Origin of the sequence: Peribacillus huizhouensis, assembly GCF_014138605.1 — a bacterium.
Classification (GTDB): Bacteria; Bacillota; Bacilli; order Bacillales; family DSM-1321; genus Peribacillus; species Peribacillus huizhouensis.
Map to the genome: position 1 here is coordinate 222016 of NZ_JACJHX010000004.1, position 18843 is coordinate 240858.

General features: G+C 37.8%; 18 protein-coding genes. 6 read left to right on the top strand and 12 right to left on the bottom strand.

Going from position 1 to position 18843, the window contains the following annotated elements; genetic code table 11:
• Positions 1 to 239 precede the first annotated feature (239 nt).
• The 3 genes from HNP81_RS08680 to HNP81_RS08690 form a co-directional block, all read right to left on the bottom strand.
• On the bottom strand, positions 240 to 407 hold the full coding sequence (locus HNP81_RS08680) for a hypothetical protein (RefSeq protein ID WP_182502336.1): 168 nt from the start codon (positions 405 to 407) through the stop codon (positions 240 to 242).
• Between the two features lie 417 nt (positions 408 to 824).
• Positions 825 to 1583, bottom strand: coding sequence for a hypothetical protein (locus tag HNP81_RS08685; RefSeq protein ID WP_182502337.1), 759 nt, complete (start codon positions 1581 to 1583; stop codon positions 825 to 827).
• A gap of 446 nt (positions 1584 to 2029) precedes the next feature.
• Positions 2030 to 3067 (bottom strand): serine hydrolase domain-containing protein, encoded by a 1038-nt coding sequence (locus tag HNP81_RS08690; RefSeq protein WP_028389920.1) that lies wholly within the window; start codon positions 3065 to 3067, stop codon positions 2030 to 2032.
• Positions 3068 to 3549: 482 nt separating this feature from the next.
• Here HNP81_RS08690 and HNP81_RS23800 point away from each other — a divergent pair, with 482 nt between their 5' ends.
• Positions 3550 to 3753: a tyrosine-type recombinase/integrase gene (locus HNP81_RS23800; RefSeq protein ID WP_312859663.1), complete on the top strand. Its 204-nt coding sequence runs from the start codon at positions 3550 to 3552 to the stop codon at positions 3751 to 3753.
• A gap of 157 nt (positions 3754 to 3910) precedes the next feature.
• On the opposite strand, the gene HNP81_RS08700 is transcribed toward HNP81_RS23800, so the two are convergent.
• Positions 3911 to 4087: an SE1561 family protein gene (locus HNP81_RS08700; protein ID WP_182502338.1), complete on the bottom strand. Its 177-nt coding sequence runs from the start codon at positions 4085 to 4087 to the stop codon at positions 3911 to 3913.
• Between the two features lie 351 nt (positions 4088 to 4438).
• Between HNP81_RS08700 and yfkAB the strand changes: the two genes are divergently transcribed.
• Complete coding sequence (gene yfkAB, locus HNP81_RS08705; protein WP_182502339.1) at positions 4439 to 5569, top strand: radical SAM/CxCxxxxC motif protein YfkAB; 1131 nt, start codon at positions 4439 to 4441, stop codon at positions 5567 to 5569.
• Between the two features lie 64 nt (positions 5570 to 5633).
• Here yfkAB and HNP81_RS08710 read toward each other — a convergent pair whose 3' ends face one another.
• Together HNP81_RS08710 and cax are read right to left on the bottom strand one after the other, a co-directional pair.
• Positions 5634 to 6476 carry a YfkD family protein gene (locus HNP81_RS08710; RefSeq protein WP_376766728.1) on the bottom strand — a complete coding sequence of 281 codons (843 nt, stop codon included), beginning with the start codon at positions 6474 to 6476 and terminating at the stop codon, positions 5634 to 5636.
• A 685-nt stretch (positions 6477 to 7161) separates the two neighbouring features.
• Positions 7162 to 8226, bottom strand: coding sequence for a calcium/proton exchanger (gene cax / locus HNP81_RS08715; RefSeq protein WP_182502341.1), 1065 nt, complete (start codon positions 8224 to 8226; stop codon positions 7162 to 7164).
• Positions 8227 to 8651: 425 nt separating this feature from the next.
• Between cax and HNP81_RS08720 the strand changes: the two genes are divergently transcribed.
• On the top strand, positions 8652 to 9845 hold the full coding sequence (locus tag HNP81_RS08720; RefSeq protein ID WP_182502464.1) for an MFS transporter: 1194 nt from the start codon (positions 8652 to 8654) through the stop codon (positions 9843 to 9845).
• Between the two features lie 272 nt (positions 9846 to 10117).
• Here the strand turns inward: HNP81_RS08720 and HNP81_RS08725 are convergent, their stop codons facing one another.
• Positions 10118 to 10936: a YihY/virulence factor BrkB family protein gene (locus HNP81_RS08725; RefSeq protein ID WP_182502342.1), complete on the bottom strand. Its 819-nt coding sequence runs from the start codon at positions 10934 to 10936 to the stop codon at positions 10118 to 10120.
• A gap of 198 nt (positions 10937 to 11134) precedes the next feature.
• Positions 11135 to 11491, bottom strand: coding sequence for a hypothetical protein (locus HNP81_RS08730; RefSeq protein WP_034300192.1), 357 nt, complete (start codon positions 11489 to 11491; stop codon positions 11135 to 11137).
• A gap of 221 nt (positions 11492 to 11712) precedes the next feature.
• On the opposite strand from HNP81_RS08730, the gene HNP81_RS08735 reads away from it, so the two are divergent.
• The gene (locus tag HNP81_RS08735) at positions 11713 to 11934 is read left to right on the top strand and encodes a DUF1128 domain-containing protein (RefSeq protein WP_028389914.1); all 222 of its coding nucleotides are present in this window, start codon (positions 11713 to 11715) and stop codon (positions 11932 to 11934) included.
• Positions 11935 to 12519: 585 nt separating this feature from the next.
• Here the strand turns inward: HNP81_RS08735 and map are convergent.
• The 3 genes from map to motA all read right to left on the bottom strand — a co-directional run bounded on the left by map (position 12520) and on the right by motA (position 15104).
• The gene (gene map / locus HNP81_RS08740) at positions 12520 to 13266 is read right to left on the bottom strand and encodes a type I methionyl aminopeptidase (RefSeq protein WP_028389913.1); all 747 of its coding nucleotides are present in this window, start codon (positions 13264 to 13266) and stop codon (positions 12520 to 12522) included.
• Positions 13267 to 13564: 298 nt separating this feature from the next.
• Complete coding sequence (gene motB, locus HNP81_RS08745; RefSeq protein WP_028389912.1) at positions 13565 to 14323, bottom strand: flagellar motor protein MotB; 759 nt, start codon at positions 14321 to 14323, stop codon at positions 13565 to 13567.
• Complete coding sequence (gene motA / locus HNP81_RS08750) at positions 14316 to 15104, bottom strand: flagellar motor stator protein MotA (RefSeq protein ID WP_182502465.1); 789 nt, start codon at positions 15102 to 15104, stop codon at positions 14316 to 14318. Before motA ends, motB begins: the two co-directional genes overlap by 8 nt.
• 448 nt (positions 15105 to 15552) lie before the next feature.
• On the opposite strand from motA, the gene mreBH reads away from it, so the two are divergent.
• Together mreBH and HNP81_RS08760 are read left to right on the top strand one after the other, a co-directional pair.
• Positions 15553 to 16560: a rod-share determining protein MreBH gene (gene mreBH / locus HNP81_RS08755; RefSeq protein ID WP_028389910.1), complete on the top strand. Its 1008-nt coding sequence runs from the start codon at positions 15553 to 15555 to the stop codon at positions 16558 to 16560.
• 255 nt (positions 16561 to 16815) lie between these two features.
• A complete protein-coding gene (locus HNP81_RS08760; protein WP_182502343.1) occupies positions 16816 to 17691 on the top strand; it encodes a YihY/virulence factor BrkB family protein in 876 nt (291 codons plus the stop codon).
• A gap of 596 nt (positions 17692 to 18287) precedes the next feature.
• On the opposite strand, the gene HNP81_RS08765 is transcribed toward HNP81_RS08760, so the two are convergent.
• Positions 18288 to 18695, bottom strand: a complete 408-nt coding sequence (locus HNP81_RS08765; RefSeq protein WP_182502344.1) for a DUF5412 domain-containing protein — start codon at positions 18693 to 18695, stop codon at positions 18288 to 18290.
• Positions 18696 to 18843 lie beyond the last annotated feature (148 nt).

Below are 18843 nucleotides of genomic sequence, written 5' to 3' on the forward strand. Positions count from 1 at the left end.
CATTATGTATAGATATCAACCCAAGCATTAATCATTAATTAGAATAGTCTAATTATCTAAATCGCTATCGAAAACGAATTTTTTGTTTTTTTTCTTACCAATCTAAAATTCAGGTTGTCTTAAATTAATTTGATCGTTTAGGGCACTTTTTTCTTTAAAACAAATGTATGATTTTAGTTATTTTCGTACATTCAAAAGACCACCAAATTGGTGGTCTTTTTACTGAATTAAAGCTCCCGTTAATCAATTTTCTCCTTATTGACCTTTAATATCTCTTTTAAGGTAGAATGGATATTTTGAAGGCTTATTAAAATAAATCCAAGCATTACAAATGTTACTAATTCCCCTGTAAATATAGAGACTATCGCTATTATTAAGGCATATAAGCCATATAGCCAACCGTTCATTTTATAACACCTCACCAGTTAAACATTTCCATTATTTTAACACATTTTATTCATGTAACCTGCATCGTTAATTGAATAAGGGGCTTTTTCTTGAACCGATGTCTCCCATTAGCCTAATAAGCTAGATAAAAAAGCTCCTCTTATTTTATTTCAAGAGGAGTTTACATAATCACCCTTATAGGCATTGAAAAAGGATCTCCCAGTGAAGATCCTTTTAGCTACTTGTTCAATTAAAGCTCCCGATTGCGGAAGATCATTATGAGTAAATGAACACCAATAATTCAAAAAGAAACTTCGATTAAATCCAAAGCTTGTTGAATTAGGATCCTAACATATAATTTTCTGGACTGTCAAACTATGCTAACCTGTTTGTAAGCTCACGAACATGCGATCTTTTCTTACTTACTCTAAATTGTGCTACTTTAAATGATAAAATTGCTTTAATTTTTCATCAAACTCTTTCCAAGTAAATAAAATATATGGTGCTTCCATATCCAATATTGTTTTTACATCTTTAGCTACTACTTCAACCCGTTTTGTTGGGTCATCTCTTTTTCCTGCTGGGAAAATTGCCAATTTCCCCATTTCTTTATTTCCATTTTCCCAAGTCAATTCTTTAAGTGGTAATTTACTGATTTGTTCTTTAGAAGGAATTACTTTGCCTTGCCAATCACAAATTTCAAATAGAGGGTATCTATCTCCAGTCCATTGTTCAATAATGCCAATGACCTTAAGGATAATATATTCGCCTGACATTAACTGATAACTAATGGCATCCCCTGCTTTTAAAGTAGTATCAGATACAAATCTCTTCGGTACTTTTTTAGCTTGTGGTTGTGGAGAATTTAATTGTTCTTTTAGTTTATAAAGAACAGCTTCACGCTTTTTCTTTAATTTAGGGTCTTCTTCCCAACGTTCAAGGTCAGCACCACTATCTATAATTTGAAGTGCTTTATTTTTAACTTTCTCTTGAAGTCTCCCTAATTTCCATTGTATTAATGCAAATGATAACCAAAAAGATGTAACTTCTTCATCATCTAACTCATTCAGATATTCCTCAATAACAATTCTACTTGCTTCTTCATTTGAATAATCATTGCCCAATAAATCTTTATATCTAAACCTAACATCTTCGGCTATATCATCGGATAATATCGCTACTCCCCAAGCACCCATTCTATATCGCTCCCTAAATTTAATTATTAATTTATTATGTATCTAGGTATTTGGTACACCTAACGCATTCTATTATTTATATAAAAATTCCTTTTCTTCTTCAATTAAATTACCCGTTTGCTGAATAAGGTTTCTAAAGAACACATGAATACTCTATACAAATCTAGTTTATATAAAGTCAACTATCGGAAGTTCCGAAACATAAAACCCCTTGGTGCTCAAGGGGTTCCGAATGGTCCATTTTTATCGTTTATACATGATTTTATACAGTGTTGATGAATCCACATTTTCAGCTTCTGAAGAAGCCTGGTAGCTGCATAAAAAAGGGGTATTTTATGCAAATTATTCTTCCACTAAAGCACTCCGTTACTTTAAGTACATCTTTTCACAATTTTTTAGGTATTTAAAAAGAAGAACCCAGAAAGTAGGGTTCTTTTAATGCATCTCTATTTTAAGTCTTTTATTTTTACCAATTCTTCTTCTATTCCACTCATTATATCAAACGCCCCATCCGACTTATTAGAACAAACAACTACATTAATGGATATGTCAGGATAATGAGCAGAATTAAAGTTAACCCCTGGATCATAACCCATTATGTGGTATTTAAAAATACTGTTTTCTGTGGTTTTCTTAATCCAAATACCATAACCATAATAGCCACTCTCATTGACTTGTGTATGAGTGGATAAAAGCTTATTTGTGTACGTTTCATTTAAAAGTTGATAATTCATAAGTGCTGTCCACAGCTTAGCCATATCATTAGCAGTTACAAATGCACCACCATCTGAACCACCTTTTACAGGTAAAGAATAGATGTTAGTTTTCCAAGTTCCATCAGTTTTATCGATATAGCCTAATGCTGTATTTGGCGGTAGAGAATCAAATGCAAAATACCCAGAATTCGTCATATTAGCCTTATTGAAGATGTGTGCTTGAATGTAGTCAGAGAATTCAAGTCCACTTGTCTGTTCAACAATTAATCCTAATAAAATGTAACCAGCATTATTATAGTGAAACGATTCTCCTACTTTTGCTTTCATAGGCTCATCTTGAAACAATGGTAAGAAATCTTTTAACTTTCTTATGTGATACATAGGGTTTGCAACCCAAAGTTCCTCAAAGTCATCCATTACATCTTCATCGAAATAATCTGGTATTCCCGAAGTGTGTGTCAGTAAATGATGGACAGTCACTTTTTCATCAAAGTGTTTTAATTCAATATCAAGACAATCGGTCAATTTAGAGTCAAAAGAGATTTTCCCCTTTTCAACAAGTTGACAGACCGCTATTGCAGTAAACAATTTACATCCAGATGCTATTCCAAAACGGGTCGCAGAGTTATTTTCTATTTGATCAGAACGATTTGCATAACCAAAGTTTTGTTCTGCTAACACCTTATCTTTTTCTTCAACAAATACTGAACCTGAAAAATCAACCTTATTCTGAATATCCGTAATCTTCTCTTGTAAATTTTTGTTCATAGCTATTCCTCCCGATAATTAACTATTATTCATTTATTGATTTTGTTTAAGAAATAGGAATTCGCTTGAACAAATAGATTCTGTCTAACTTTATTCCTATTTATTTTTGTTCGATTATCATCATTGGTAAAACCCCCGTTTCAAAGCAATCTTTTTGATTATAATAAATTTTTAGAATGTAAACACTCTTATTCAACTAAACTGCCCCGTAGTTGAATAATGTGTTTTTATGAATGTATGATATTACATATTTTCGTACATTCATTTCGTTGATATCACTGGATCTCATTGTTAAGATAACGCCATCACACATTGAATGTACGATATCGGAGGGACATCATGAAAGAAAAGAACGTGCAGCCGTTGCGAACGGCGAAAGAAATCGCAGTTTATACGGCTCATATGAGCGACGGAGAGTACTTGTTTACAAGTCGGAAGGGTAAAAAAGTCCGATTATTCCCACACAAGCCTACAGAGCGCTTGTGAAGGCCGGAGACGTACTTGGACGGGATGACATCAGCACGCATACGATGCGGAAGACATTTGGCTATGCGTATTATCGGAGAACGAAGGATCTGGCATTCCTGCAGAATATTTTTAACCATTCCGCCCCATCGATCACTAAACGATATATCGGGATTACGCAAGAGAAAATCGACGAATCGTTGAAGGATTTCTCTCTGTAAGATGCTGTGCTACAAGTCAATGCGAACGTGAGGGCAACTGCTCTAGCAAGAATGGTTGGTCACAAACCTAATCATTTCAGAATTAGAAGAAGAACCATTTCCTCTTGGGCGACGGAGTGGTTCTTCTGAAATATTCAGGGTTTTTGTATCATATATATTAGCGTTTGAATTGTTCAATTTTCGTTTCCAGTTCATCAATCATGCTGATTAAGCGATCAATGTCTTCAAGCTCAGTGTGTTCTGGATCAATGTTTTCCAAGACCTCGATAAACATCGTTAGCCGCCCTTTCAAGTACACTAATTGATCATCTTTATCGGTAATTTGCTTTCCCATAACGCACGCTCCTTTCGCCTTCTAATCGTATCGAACATAATGTGAAAGTGCAATGTTAACATGATCTGTGCCATTGACATTATTTTTTGATTGCCCATAATAGAGGATGTTCAAAAAGTCCGGTAAAAAGCTTGCGAATTTCTTCGTCGCTCATTAATGACACTCTGTTAAGATTGCGCACGTCCTGTGCGCAACACAGAAGTCAGCACATCCTGTGTAAGTCCGGTCCTCACGTATTACTGCATACGCGCAGGTCTAGAGACTATCGCTCCTCGAACTTCTCGGCTCTTTTTATCCTCCTTTTCGAACACGCACTATTAGGAATGTAATCATACTGAAGGAGTTATCATAATGACCAGTTTAACCAATATTCCAGCAATACAACCGATTTCACCTGACTATGATCCATGGGAAGCATATATGGACGTTGAACAATATGGAAAAATGACGCTTACCAATATTGAGTTCACAACGACGACACTGTGCAATATGCGATGTGAACATTGTGCTGTCGGCTATACCCTTCAGCCTAAAGATCCGAACGCCCTTCCACTGGACCTCATTCTTCGTCGTCTTGACGAAATACCAACATTACGCTCGCTTAGCATTACTGGTGGCGAACCGATGCTTTCCAGAAAATCAGTGAAAAATTACGTCCTTCCGCTGTTAAAATATGCATATGAACGCGGAGTACGAACGCAAATGAATTCGAATTTAACCCTTGATCTTGCTCGGTACGAAGAGATCATTCCATACCTAGATGTGTTACATATTTCGCATAACTGGGGAACGACTGATGAATTCATTGATACAGGGTTCGCAATGATGGACAGAAAGCCAACTCGCGAACAGCGCGCGAAACTATTTGATAATATTATTCTTAATTCACAAGCCTTAACAAAAGCTGGCGTCTTAGTTTCTGCAGAAACGATGTTGAATAAACGGACGCTCCCTCATCTAGAGCATATTCATAAGCAAATTGTTGAGGATATGGGCTGCCAGCGACATGAGATCCATCCGATGTATCCTAGCGATTTCGCTTCTGCACTAGAAACATTGACGCTTGATCAAATGCGGGAAGCGATTCATCAACTGCTCGATTTCCGAAATAAGGACGTATGGATGCTGTTCGGCACCCTTCCATTCTATTCGTGCAGCAATAACGAGGAAGATGTGAAGTTATTGAAACGCTTATATGACACGAAGAAGGTAACGGTTCGAAATGATCCTGATGGCCGCTCTCGCTTAAACGTGAATATTTTTACGGGGGATGTGATTGTCACAGATTTTGGCGATGCCCCATCACTCGGCAATATTATCGATCAGCCGCTATCACAATCGTATGAAACATGGATGAACTCCAAGCTTGCTAGAGAATTAAATTGTCATTGCCCAGCAGTTAAATGCTTAGGTCCAAATGTACTCGTCAAAAACGCATATTATCCCAAAATGGACTTCCAAACAAGAAAGTCTATAATTTAAGGATTAGGGTCAAACTTCATACAATATGAGGTTTGACCTTTTGATTTAAATTAGACCAACCACTTTATCTTGGCTGCTCACTAGCAATAAAGTTGAACGAAAGATGGTCTTGAACCGGAATCCATGCACCAATTCCTTGGGAGGTAATATTTTTGATCAACAAGGAACGCTTGCTACCTTTTAAAATGACATACACCTCGCCATACGTGACTTTTCCTTTTTCGTTAATGGCTGAAGCAAAGGCATTCAAGTAGCCTAATCGTCTTGCCGGTATATTATACACTTGATCTTTCTTAGTTGCTCCACCAATAATCGTTTCAAACGCCAACGGTAATTTGGTTTTTTCAGCCGCTTTAATTAGCATCATTTTTTGCACGTCTGGTGAAGCCGGTATTTTAGCCGTTAAGCCACCGCGCACAATTTTTTGCATCTCTTGAACATAATGAATCGGATGTGGTGTCAAATTAGCACGGTTATCAAAGAAATTCGTATTGATTTTTTGATATTCCCAATTTGGTGCTGTTTCAGTCGATTGATAATTCAGCGCCCAATGTCCTAAATAAATTGTCGCTCTGTACCCAAATGAAAACGGTGCTTTGCCAACAGCTGATTCATTCAGCAAATGAATTAATTCAGGATTTTCAATTTTTATTTTGGAAGTATCAATTAAGGATTGGGCGAATTCACTAGGTTGTAAAAAGGGTAAGTCTTGAGTCGAGTTCGGATACGTGTTTTCCTTTGCAATATTTAAAACAGATGGAGGAACGACCGTTTTACTCACTGCGGGAGTGTTACCCTTCTTCTCTACCGGCGTATTCTCCTTCTGAGTAGCCAAAGCTTCGTCTGCTAAATAAGGAAGTCCTACTAGTAAAACGCTAACAATCACCCATACTCTAAGTCGCTTCATCATGACGCACTCCTTTAGGTTTTGTTAATATCGTTTGTAAGACCTAGCGTTTATATACAGACGTTGAATAAAAAGATTTGTGTTTTTTCGGTAGGCTCTTTTCGTAAAGATTGTTGTTTTTAGCAAGAAACCAATTCGAACAGATGTTGATCTTCGTTACAGGTGCGAGACTCCTGCGGGAAAAGCGTGTTGAGGGAGACCCCGCAAGTGCAAAGCACTGAGAAGGCTTCTGAGACCGCCCGCGGAAAGCGAGTACCTGCAACGGAATCAACCCGGGTTATTAGTGTAAAAATGATTGAAGAGCAACAAAGTATGTGAAAACAGCCTTTCGGTAAAAAAGTTGAGATTTTGTTGTTTTGTAACACAATTGTAATATTCTGAATATTTACAAATTTATTTACAAAGTATATAATAAATTTACATTTAAATAAAGGAGGGGAAATCGTTCAGTCCACATCACGTCAAGGAGGTATGCCTATAAAGACGATTCCATAACCTTTACTTTATTACACGATTATTTAACTAAAACGAAACATAAAGGATGGTGACTACTTCTAGAATTATTGGTTCCATGACACATAAAGTTGCGTGAAAATAATTTTGGATGATTATATGTACTTACAAACTGTAATTGAATAAAAATGGCTCTCCTAATCAAGTCGGGGTGAGCCATTTTTTTGTTTACTTATAATAAATAAAATCCTATTCCCATGATTACATACGCAGCTATAAGGGTTAGACCTTCAAACCAGTTGGATTCTCCATCATTTGAAATCATGATGATTAATAATACCGCTGTTACCATGGCGATTAATTCTGGCAAAGTGAAGATGAGTGGCATGGTAACCGGAAAGAATAAAGAAATTAAGACGAGGACAGGCGCTACGAACATGGCGACTTGCAATGTTGATCCAACAGCGATTTCAACGGCCACGTCCATTTTATTTTTATAAGCCATAAGGATAGCTGATGCATGTTCCGCTGCATTTCCAACAATAGCGACGATAATAACCCCGATAAACAGCTCTGACCAGCCAAATGTCTCACCGACAACGCTGAACGTATGAACCAATCTCTCAGAAACATAGGCCACCACAAGCGTTGCCCCAAATAGGACAGCAATTGCTGTTTTCTTACTCCATTCTGGCACTTCCTCTTCATGTTCTACCTGTTTTGCTTTTTCAGTAGGCTGGTACACGCCTCGATGTGTGACAAGTTTAAAGAACAACGCAGCAAGATACAAGATAATTAAAATGATTGAGATGCCGACACTTAATGACATCGTCTTACTTTCATTCATATTTTCCGTAAACACCTCTGGAATTACAAATGCCAAGCCTATCGCAAAAATTAATAATCCAGCATTATGCCTTGCATCAAATACATTAAATTTTTGTCGTTTAAATTTTGTTCCACCTACAAAAAAGGACAACCCTCCGACTAATAATAAATTTCCTAGTACAGAGCCCGTCAATGACGCGAGGACAACCCCAAGCAATCCAGCTTTCAAAGAAAATATCGATATAATTAATTCAACGGCGTTACCAAACGTTGCATTCAATAGTCCGCCGATTCTAGGTCCCATCACAATCGCAAGGCTCTCTGTGGCTCGGCCCATAAAACTTGCAAGTGCAATAATCGTCAGACAGTAAACAACGAACATAAAGATGGTTGACCAATGCAGAATGGAACCGATGATCGACAACGGGACACCGGCTGCTAGAAGCACCAAAAATATTTTATTACCCATTCCTTTCACCCTCCATTCCTCTTTACTATCTCCTGCTTTTCCCATTTTATTAATTCAATAAACAATTGATGCGGGATAAAGTGAAACTTCCATCAGTAGGGGTTTTCTTCATCCCCTACTGATGGTTAGTTGAACCAATCGGGCTTTTACGGGCAGTTTGTCCCCCACCTATCTTCTTTGTATCTCATAAGCTTGAGGTGGGGGTCTTACTGCCCGTTAATGCGGGACATTTTAAAGCTTGCATAATGAATCAATGAGCATGTACGATCAATAGAGGCAATCTATTATTTTAGGAGAATAAAATGAATAAAGTGAAACTTTCATCAGTGGGGGGAGTTGAACCGATCGGGGATTTACAAGCTACTTATCCCCTACCTATTTATTTTTTTATTCTCCCACAAAAAATGAGGTGGGGATATTACAGCATGTTAAACCGGGATAAGAAATTACTTTTCAGTATTTTAGTTTGCACAGTCGGCATTTCAGGATTTTCTCAAGGGATGCTTCTACCCGTTATTGCGGTCATTTTCGAAAGTGACGGTGTGAGTTCTTCGTTAAATGGTTTTCATGCCGCTTCTTTGTATATCGGCATTTTATTAATTTCACCGATTGTGGAAGAACCATTGCGTAAATTTGGTTATAAACCTTTAATCATGTTCGGCGGGCTTACAGTCGTGCTTTCGTTGGCCTTATTTCCAATGTGGAAATCATTTTGGTTTTGGTTTCTCTTAAGATTTCTAATCGGAATTGGCGATCATACGCTTCATTTTGCGACCCAGACGTGGATTACTGCGATTTCACCTACTCAAAGCCGAGGTCGAAACATTGCCGTTTACGGTTTATTTTTCAGCTTGGGCTTTACGTTCGGTCCATTGATGGTCAAGCTTCTAACCGTGAACGAAAGCCTTCCGTTTATCATTTCTTCTATAATGAGTTTATTCGTTTGGCTCACTGTTTTTCTTTTAAAAAATGAGTACCCAGAACAGGATCATCATATTGAAACGGCCTCACTGCTTGGAACACTAAAACGGTTTTCAAAAGTCAGCCGCTATGCTTGGGTTGCCTTCTTACCGCCCTTTGGTTTTGGCTTTCTTGAAGCAACACTGAATGCGAGTTTTCCAGTGTATGCTTTACGCGAGGGAATTAATGTAAACAGCCTATCCTTTATCATTCCAGCGTTCGCTGCGGGCAGCTTAGTTACTCAGATTCCGCTTGGGATCATGAGTGACAAATTTGGAAGACGAAACATTTTAATGATCGTGCTTTTCTCTGGATTTGTTATTTTTACTACTGCAGGCTTTTTATCGCAGTCGGCAATTGGCATGTTACTTTGCTTCTTGTTTGCAGGGTTCATGGTCGGTTCTACTTTTTCATTAGGCATTAGTTATATGGCTGATTTACTGCCGAACAGCTTGCTGCCGACCGGAAATTTATTATGTGGCATATTCTTCAGCTTTGGTAGTATTACTGGACCATTTATTAGTGGGCTTGTGATTGAGTATATCGATGGAGGATTTTTCTTCGCATTAAGCATCATGCTCCTAATCATTTTCTTTTCTATTACCTTTTTTAATGAAAGCAAAAAGCTTGATGAACCCTTTGAACGCACAATAACGTAATAACAAGACAAAAAGAGTCAGACCTCGCAACAACTGGTTTAGATGCGAGGTTGACTCTTATCGGTTACTTACTAATGATATCCATTCTGCCCATTAGCAGAACCGGATGTTTTTTGCTTCGGCTTATTTTTTCCTTTTTGCTTCGTGCTACCGTTTTTTTGCTGACCTTTTGGCACACAAACGCCTCCCTACCTGTTTTGAAGCTACTACTTGCTTCTGTTATAGTATGGCCTCATTCTACTCGTTCATGAAGGTAATTTTCGGCATTCAGTTTAACAAGTTGGATGTTTTAGTTCACTTAAAAGAGCGTTGATTTCCCCACCGATAATAATGATGATACCGGTCAAGTAAAACCAAATCATAAGCACGATGATTCCTCCAAGGCTTCCATATGTAGTCGTAAACCCTCCGAAATGATCAACATAATAGGAAAACGCAAGCGACACAACAATCCAGCCTCCTGTTGCAAAAAAAGCGCCAGGTATCACATGTAAGCATTTCTGCCTTTTATTCGGAGCAAGCCAATATAACATAATAAAAACAATGACAAGCACAACTCCACTGACCAGCCAACGGAATGCATTCCAAATTTGCAGAAACTCATCTGATAAGCCAAACGAGGAAAATAAAAACATCCCAAGCTGTTTTCCAAACACAGGAAGCAAGAGTGCAATCATAAAGACAAATATCATTGCAATAGTAAGAAGGATTGACATCCCTCTGGCAACAAAAAAGTTTCTCGTTTCTTCGACATTATAAGCACGGTTAAATGCACGAACGATGGCATTTAAACCATTCGACGCTGACCAAATGGTCGCAATGATTCCAAACGATAACAGTTTCGTATTTGCTTGCATCACTTGGTTGATATTTTCCTCAATTAATGCCATTGAACTAGCAGGGGCAAAGCTTTCAAATAACGTTAATAAGTCATCTTGTGAAATAGGGAGATACGGTAATAAGCTAATGAGAACAAGTAGCAATGGAAAAAGTGAAAGCAGGAAAAAATAAGCCAACTGTGCGGCCAATCCTCCTACATCATCTTGGTCCATTCTCAATATCATTTTTTTAACATAAGCGATTGCCTTCATTCAGCCACCCCAATAAGATTACTTTGCCCGATAAAGTGAAACTTCAATCAGTGGAGGATACCGATTTCCCACTCCCATGAAAATAGCCATTTTCATTATTTTTGGTGAAGCTTGCTTCATGCTTGGCTGCCCACTAATGAGATAAAATATCTTTCCTTTATCATGAGTTTTTTCAGTATACAACTTCTACCCAACAAATTATTCGTTCTTATTATTCGTCATTTCTGCAGTGATCGCTTCTTTCGTTTCAATGACTGTTTGTGCCAATTGCGGCGGAATTTCTTTCAATTCCTCCACCTTTTGTGAAATGAACACAGCATCCTCAGTAATTTGTTCAATTGTCGTTCGTATTTGTTCTGTTGTTTCACGAACTTGAGTGAATACAGAGCTTGGATTCTTCACAAAGGACTTCATTTCTCGAATGCATCCTTTCCCAGAACTAATCACTGATGTTCTCGTTGTTTTATCAAATAAACTAATCACTGCTCCAGCCGCAGCCCCTACTAAAATCGACTTCAAGAAAATGCTTTTTTTTAATCCATGCTTTTCATTCATAATTTTTCTCTCCCTTCATAATTTATATATGTGTGTATGTAATTCATTATTTCCATCCCATGTTCCCATCATATACCAACCGGGAAATCTTTGTAAAAAATATCTGTTATTTTTACCATTATCAAGCTTTTTCACTCATTGAAACACCTGTACTTTTCATTGACTTCTCCCCATAATAGTGACAAGATTAACTAAATGAACGGAACGAAAGGAATGATATCATGGATGTGTCCCACAACACAGCAGAAACAGTTGATTACATGGTCGAAAAGATAAAAGAAAAGTTGAAAATGATGAATATTGGAGCTGTAAAATCCACACATTTCAATGCGGAAATGTATGAGGAACTGCGAGACATTTACGAAATGGTCATGCGCAAATCCAATTTCAGCCCAAGTGAAATGCAAGCCATTGTTGAAGAACTAGGCAAATTACGCAGCTAATTTTAAAGTGCGTGTTCAAAAAGGAGGATAAAAAGAGCCGAGAAGTTCGAGGAGCGATAGTCTCTAGACCTGCGCGTATGCAGTAATACGTGAGGACCGGACTTGCACAGGACGTGCGCGATCTTAACAGAGGGTCATTAATGAGCGACGAAGAAATTCGACAGCTATTTTTCCCGGACTTTTTGAACATCCTCTTAAAGGGTCATCGACCAAACATCTCCTATATACCGTTTAAATGACATAATAAACGGTGTATAGAATGTGAGGTCAGGCCCTTTTTATATTTGCCAAGAACAAGACAAATCATTTGGCGGAGTGAGAGATTGTCTTTCAATCGGCAGCAAATGAGCGAAACTGACGAGTAATCCTATTTAACGAACCAGTAAATGCACGCATGCATTCTCAATTTCCGAATCATCATTCACCATTAGATAAGGGTCATCGAAACCCCTCAACTTTTTTTAGAACGAAGAAGGGTCTGACCTCGCAGCAACTAAATACAGTATATGATACGTGTATGAAACACGACATACTGTTTTAGAGTGCGTGGTCTGACCCTTATGAGACTTTCTATTTCCATCCATTTTACTGTTTCGTTAATATTAATGCGCCATCTTTCGTAATGGCAATTGTATGTTCATATTGCGCGGAATATTTCCCATCAGCCGTTGATGCTGTCCAGCCATTTGGATCACGCACTGATTTGTATGTACCAACATTCACCATCGGTTCGATTGTGAATACCATGCCTTCCTTTAAGCGAGGTCCTTTATTCGGTAATCCGTAATGAGGGACTTCAGGACTTTCGTGAATGACATTTCCAATACCATGTCCGATGAAATCACGAACAACTGAAAAGCCTTCTCCCTCTACATAAGATTGGATTGCGTGACCAATATCCCCGATACGGTTACCAGGAACACATACTTCAATTGCTCGATATAAGGATTCTTCAGTTACTTGAAGAAGGCGTTCTGTCTCCTTGGATACATTTCCTACTTTGTACGTCCACGCTGAATCAGATAGCGCTCCATTGTAATTAACTACCATATCTATCGTAACAATATCCCCATTTTTCAATGGCGTTTTTCTAGGATATCCATGACAGATTTCTTCATTTATACTTGCGCAAGTGGCATATTGATACCCTTTGTAACCCTTCTGTTCTGGTTTTGCTCCATGCTCTTTTAAAAAGCCTTCTACAAATTCTTCTATCTCCCAAGTTGTTACACCCGGTTTAATGAGCTTGGCGATTTCCCGATGGCATGCGGCCAGAATCTTTCCTGATTCATGCATCGCCTGAATTTCTCGTTCTGATTTTAATACAATCACTCTGGACACTTCCTTTTAAAATAACGGTTAACTCTATTCTACTGCAAAAAAGCAAAGATATGAATAACAATGCATTTTTCTTCAAAGACAAAAAGTATATCTCATTCGGGTCGGATTTTACAACCAAAACACTGTTTCAAGTAAGCATCCCTTGTATAAGCAGGATCTAATGTGGAAATATGAAAAACCTGACTTCCATTAAACAGCAAGTATCTCCGATGCCATTCAAGTAGCCAAGTTCATTTTCTTCATTTCTTTATCCCGCATTAACGGGCAGTAACCCCCACTGATTGAAGTTTCACTTTATAGGATTGCGCGGTACAATTAGAATTTCCACACGCCGATTCTTGGCTCGTCCAACCGCTGTTTCATTTGAAGCAATCGGCATAAACTCGCCGTATCCTTTGGCGCTAAACCATTTAGGATTTAGGCCATCGTTTTCAAGAAGAATTTTCATAAAGTTCACTGAACGCATGACACTTAAGTCCCAGTTAGAATCATATCTAGCAGTTTTGATTGGGACATTGTCGGTATGTCCACTTATTACGATACTGCGAGGTGGATCCATGATCAACAAATTAGAAATTTCCCTTGCAATTCCCTGATTTTCTGTTCTGATCTCGGCACTTCCTGAATCAAATAATACATTATCGCGAATTGTGAGGAGTAACCCCCCGCTCGTTAACGAGGTGTCTAATTTATCGTTTAATTGATTGTTCCTAATAAATACATTTACTTTTTCTTGTATTTCTGAGAGCTCCTTTTGTTCAACCTGGCCAAGATTTTCTTGCTCATTCTTTCCATCCCCATCGGCAGAAGGGGTTTTATTGTCTGGTGAGCCTGGAACAGGAGATGGATAATCCATCACGCCTGTTCCACCCGTGAAGATTTGGTTAAATACACCGGAAAGTTGTTGGAATTTATTAGCATCGACCGAACTTGAGGAAAATAGCACAATGAATAATGCCAAGAGCAAGGTCATAATATCCGCATAAGGAACAAGCCATGATTCATCCATATGTTCTTCCTTACGTATTTTTCTTCTCTTCCTAGCCATCTTGCCTCACGCCTTCCAGCCATTTTCTCCGTTCATCAGCCGTCAAATAAGACGTGAGCTTCTGTTCGATCGTTCTTGGAGCTTCACCTTCAATAATCGATAGAATTCCTTCAATCATCATTTCTTTAATCCGTACTTCCGCCAATGATTTACGTTTCAGTTTATTTGCAAATGGGTGCCACAGTAAGTACCCAGTAAAAATTCCGAGCATAGTTGCAACAAATGCTGCTGAAATGGCATGCCCAAGTTCGTCCGTATTGTCCATGCTTCCAAGTGCCGCAATTAACCCGAGTACCGCTCCTAATACGCCTAGTGTAGGTGCATATGTACCAGCCTGTGTGAAAATGGCCGCTCCTCCAAGGTGACGCTCTTCCATTGCATCGATTTCTTCAGATAGTACATCACGAATATAATCAGCACTTTGCCCTTCTACAGCAAGATTCAGCCCATTTTTTAAAAATTGATTATCCACTTGATCTGCAATAGTTTCTAATGCAAGTAATCCTTCTTTTCTTGCAATGACTGCCCATTCAGAAAATGTTTGGATTAATTCCTGTGGCTTCGTAAGCTCTTGTTCGGTAAATAAAATCTTAAATAGCTTTGGTAGTTTCTTTAATTCAGATGAAGGGAAAGCCGTAATGACGGCTGCAGCTGTTCCACCTAAAATAACTAAGATTGCAGCAGGATTCAACAGGGCAGACATAGCTACACCTTTTAAATACATCCCGACTCCGACTGCTATAACTCCTAAAATAATACCAATTGTCGACGTTTTATCCATCATTTTCACCCATTCATTTATTCTTCTACTCTCTTTCTTTTATATCGGTAGAAAACTAGAAAAAATGAGTACCTTTTTATTTTTTTCAAAAAAACTAACATTAGGACTAAGTTTCTGAATTGTCAAAAACAGTTTTATACTTAATATCGTTAATCACAACAACTAATTTCTTAGCACGATAATATATCTGACTGTTTTCTAGATATCGCACATTTTAAGATAGCCAGTTTTCTTATGGTACCTTTTATGAATAGTGCCTTTAATTGGCATGGTGTTTTATTTTCGAGAATGATATGTTAATAGTCGAGTATTTTCCAGGAAATATTCACTCGTTCGACAGAGCATCTATAAAATGTTAACAATTACCACAAATTATTATCCCCAAAATCTGCAACTTTTATGTAAAATGCTATATAGGGGTCAAACTCTAATCAATAGGGGTGACTAAATGTTATCAAATACAGAAATTGGCATCGATTTAGGAACAGCCAATACATTAATTTATAGTAAAACCAAAGGAATTATTTTTAATGAACCATCCGTTGTAGCTATCGATACCAACACCAACAAAGTGGTAGCTGTTGGTAGTGACGCAAAAGAGATGATCGGAAAAACACCAGGAAATATAGTGGCGATTCGGCCATTGAAAGATGGGGTTATCGCTGATTTCGATATTACATCACAAATGCTTAAGCAAATTATGAAGGTAGCAGGGAAGAAACTTGGACTTTCAATCAGAAAGCCTGTTGTTGTGGTGTGTACACCATCTGGTTCTACGACAGTAGAGCGAAGAGCCATTGAAGATGCGGTGAAGAGCTTCGGAGCAAAGCAGGTGCATTTAATTGAAGAACCAGTTGCTGCCGCAATTGGTGCAGATTTGCCCGTTGATGAACCGACCGCAAATGTCGTCGTTGATATTGGCGGTGGCACGACAGAAGTAGCGATTATCTCCTTTGGTGGCGTCGTTTCCTGCCACTCCATACGAATTGGTGGGGATCAGTTAGATGAAGATATTGTTCAACATATTAGAAAACAATATAATCTTCTTATTGGAGAGCGTACTGCCGAACAAATAAAAATAGAAATCGGCCATGCTCTCATTAAGCATGAACGTAAAACGATGGATATAAGAGGTCGTGATCTTGTCTCAGGTCTTCCGAAAACCGTAACGATACATTCAGAAGAAATCCAAGAAGCGATTCGTGAATCTCTACTTCATATTCTAGAAGCCATTCGTGCTACACTTGAAGATTGTCCACCTGAGTTGAGTGGTGATATCGTCGACCAAGGTGTAGTTCTTACCGGCGGTGGCGCGATGCTTAACGGTATTCAAGATTGGTTGAGTCAAGAAATTGTCGTTCCTGTTCATCTAGCGCAAAACCCGCTTGAATCGGTCGCAATTGGAACTGGACGTTCAGTACATTTGATAAGTAGACTTCAAAAAGCTATCAAGTAAAGAAAAAAGAGGAGTCTCATAAGGGTCAGACCTCGCACTCTAAATCAGTATGTCGTGTTTCATACACGTATCGTATACTGTTTTTAGTTGTTGCGGGGACTGACCCTTTTCTTATGGGACCCAACATCTATCACTCTACAAGCCAATCTGGACTTCTTTCTATTGGTAAACGATAAGTTTTAGAATAACCAAGGATTATGTTCGTATTTCTAGGGAATAGACTTCTATCCAGTAAAAATTCGGGAGTGAAGTCTAATGAAACATCTACTAGCGTTCGGAAAAGAGCTTAAGAACAAGGTTAAGGAGGATCGGGCAACAGGGTTAGCTGCTGAACAGGCGTATTATTACTTGCTTTCTCTCTTTCCCTTACTCATTTTATTGCTTTCAATTCTTCCCTATCTAAATATTGAGCCACAACAAGCAATCAACTTTATGAATCATTTCTTACCGTCCGAAACTACGGGCGTGTTAGCCGATACGATTATCGAAGTTGTAACAAAGTCAAATGGAGGACTTTTTACAATCGGAATCATAGGAACGATTTGGTCAGCTTCCAAAGGAATGAACGCCTTTATGCATGCCATGAATGTTGCTTTTGATGTTAAAGAAACAAGAAATTTCATTATGGCTCGACTGATTTCCATTGCCTTAACTTTAGGTTTGATCGTTGCCTTTATTATTGTACTCGTACTGCCGATATTCGGTAATGTTATTCTAAATATAACTAATCAAGTTGTTCCAGTTACCATTGAATTCAAAAACATCTTCAATCTACTACGCTGGGGCATTGCTTTCGTTGTCATCGTGATTGTACTTACTCTTTTATACAAATTTGCTCCTAATAAGAAATACTTATTTAAACATGTACTTCCCGGTGCTATCGTTGCCACAATCACTTGGCTAATCATTTCTATTGCCTTCTCTTTTTATATAAGTAACTTTGGCAATTATTCTTCCACATATGGAAGTCTAGGTGGGATCATCGTGTTGATGCTATGGCTATATGCAACTGGCCTTATTCTTGTGATTGGTGGAGAAATCAATGCCATTTTCCATAACAGATTTTCTTCATCAAAGGAAGTAACTCGTGTGAAACCAGTGAATTCAAGGGATCGGAAATTGACGACTTAATACGAACGCTAAGTTGTTTGACAATGTTGACTTTCCACTCATTTCATCAAAAAGAGCAGATTTGTATTGTTACTTCCGTCTACGACTACTGTCGGCAAACACAAAGCTACTCCTCCTAATAAAAATCCATCTTATTTTGATGGTACAATTTCTTAACAACGAATAACCGGTCAAAGCTTATCTTTGTATGCATTGATCGGTTATTTCATTTATTTGGAACATCAATGATAAATTCTAATTTTTATTATTTGTGTTCTTCAGTTAGCTTGTTGCCATGATGCGTAGATGCAAATCTACATTGTTGACTTAAGCACAATTGTTCATATGGTACATATCCTTCAAATCCATTTATAGAGGAAGTCTAAACCCCACCATTGTTGCTTTAAAATAGAGTTTGATCTAAAACACCTCCATAAATCGGCATTTTATGATAAGTAAACAGAATCCATTTTTTTAAAAAGATTGTTCAAAATGGATTCTTATCCTTATCTATCAAATTTGAGTTTTGGTTTAATAAAAAAGTGTAATCATTTTCTGCAAATATTACTCCACAATCGATCCCTTTAGTAGAGTAATATTGTGTATTAGTTTATTAATTATTTTATCCCACTTCTATAATCATAAGTTTCATTTGGTAGCTTCAATTGCACGTTATTTATAATTACTGTATTGTCATCTATCCATTCTATTTCTGCAATTTCCTCTCTGTATTGCCAATATATTTTCTTTGACCTTTTATTTTCTTTATTAAAAACTATTTCTCCCAAAACTGCGTACGAAACTGTTGCACCACCATTAGATAGATAAGCATTTACCGTATATGTGCCATTTGGAGAAGTAGATTTGTTGATTAATTCATCTTTAAATCGGCTCCAATCAAAGAAAACCCAATTCACTCCATAAGCTATAATTCCTGCAAATAACAGTCCCAAAATAAAAAATACTTTAAGTATTTTTTTGTGAGTTTTCTTCTTTTCTATTTTATAATCAGCGTCAAAATTCATTGTTTATGCCCCCATTAGCTCTATGTCCAAAAACCAACCGCAAATATAATCAAGAAAAAATGTTACCGAACAATATTTTTAATAATACTCAAACCATAATAGAAAGCACCTCCGTTAGTCGAACAACGTAAGTGATCCTCCGATTATT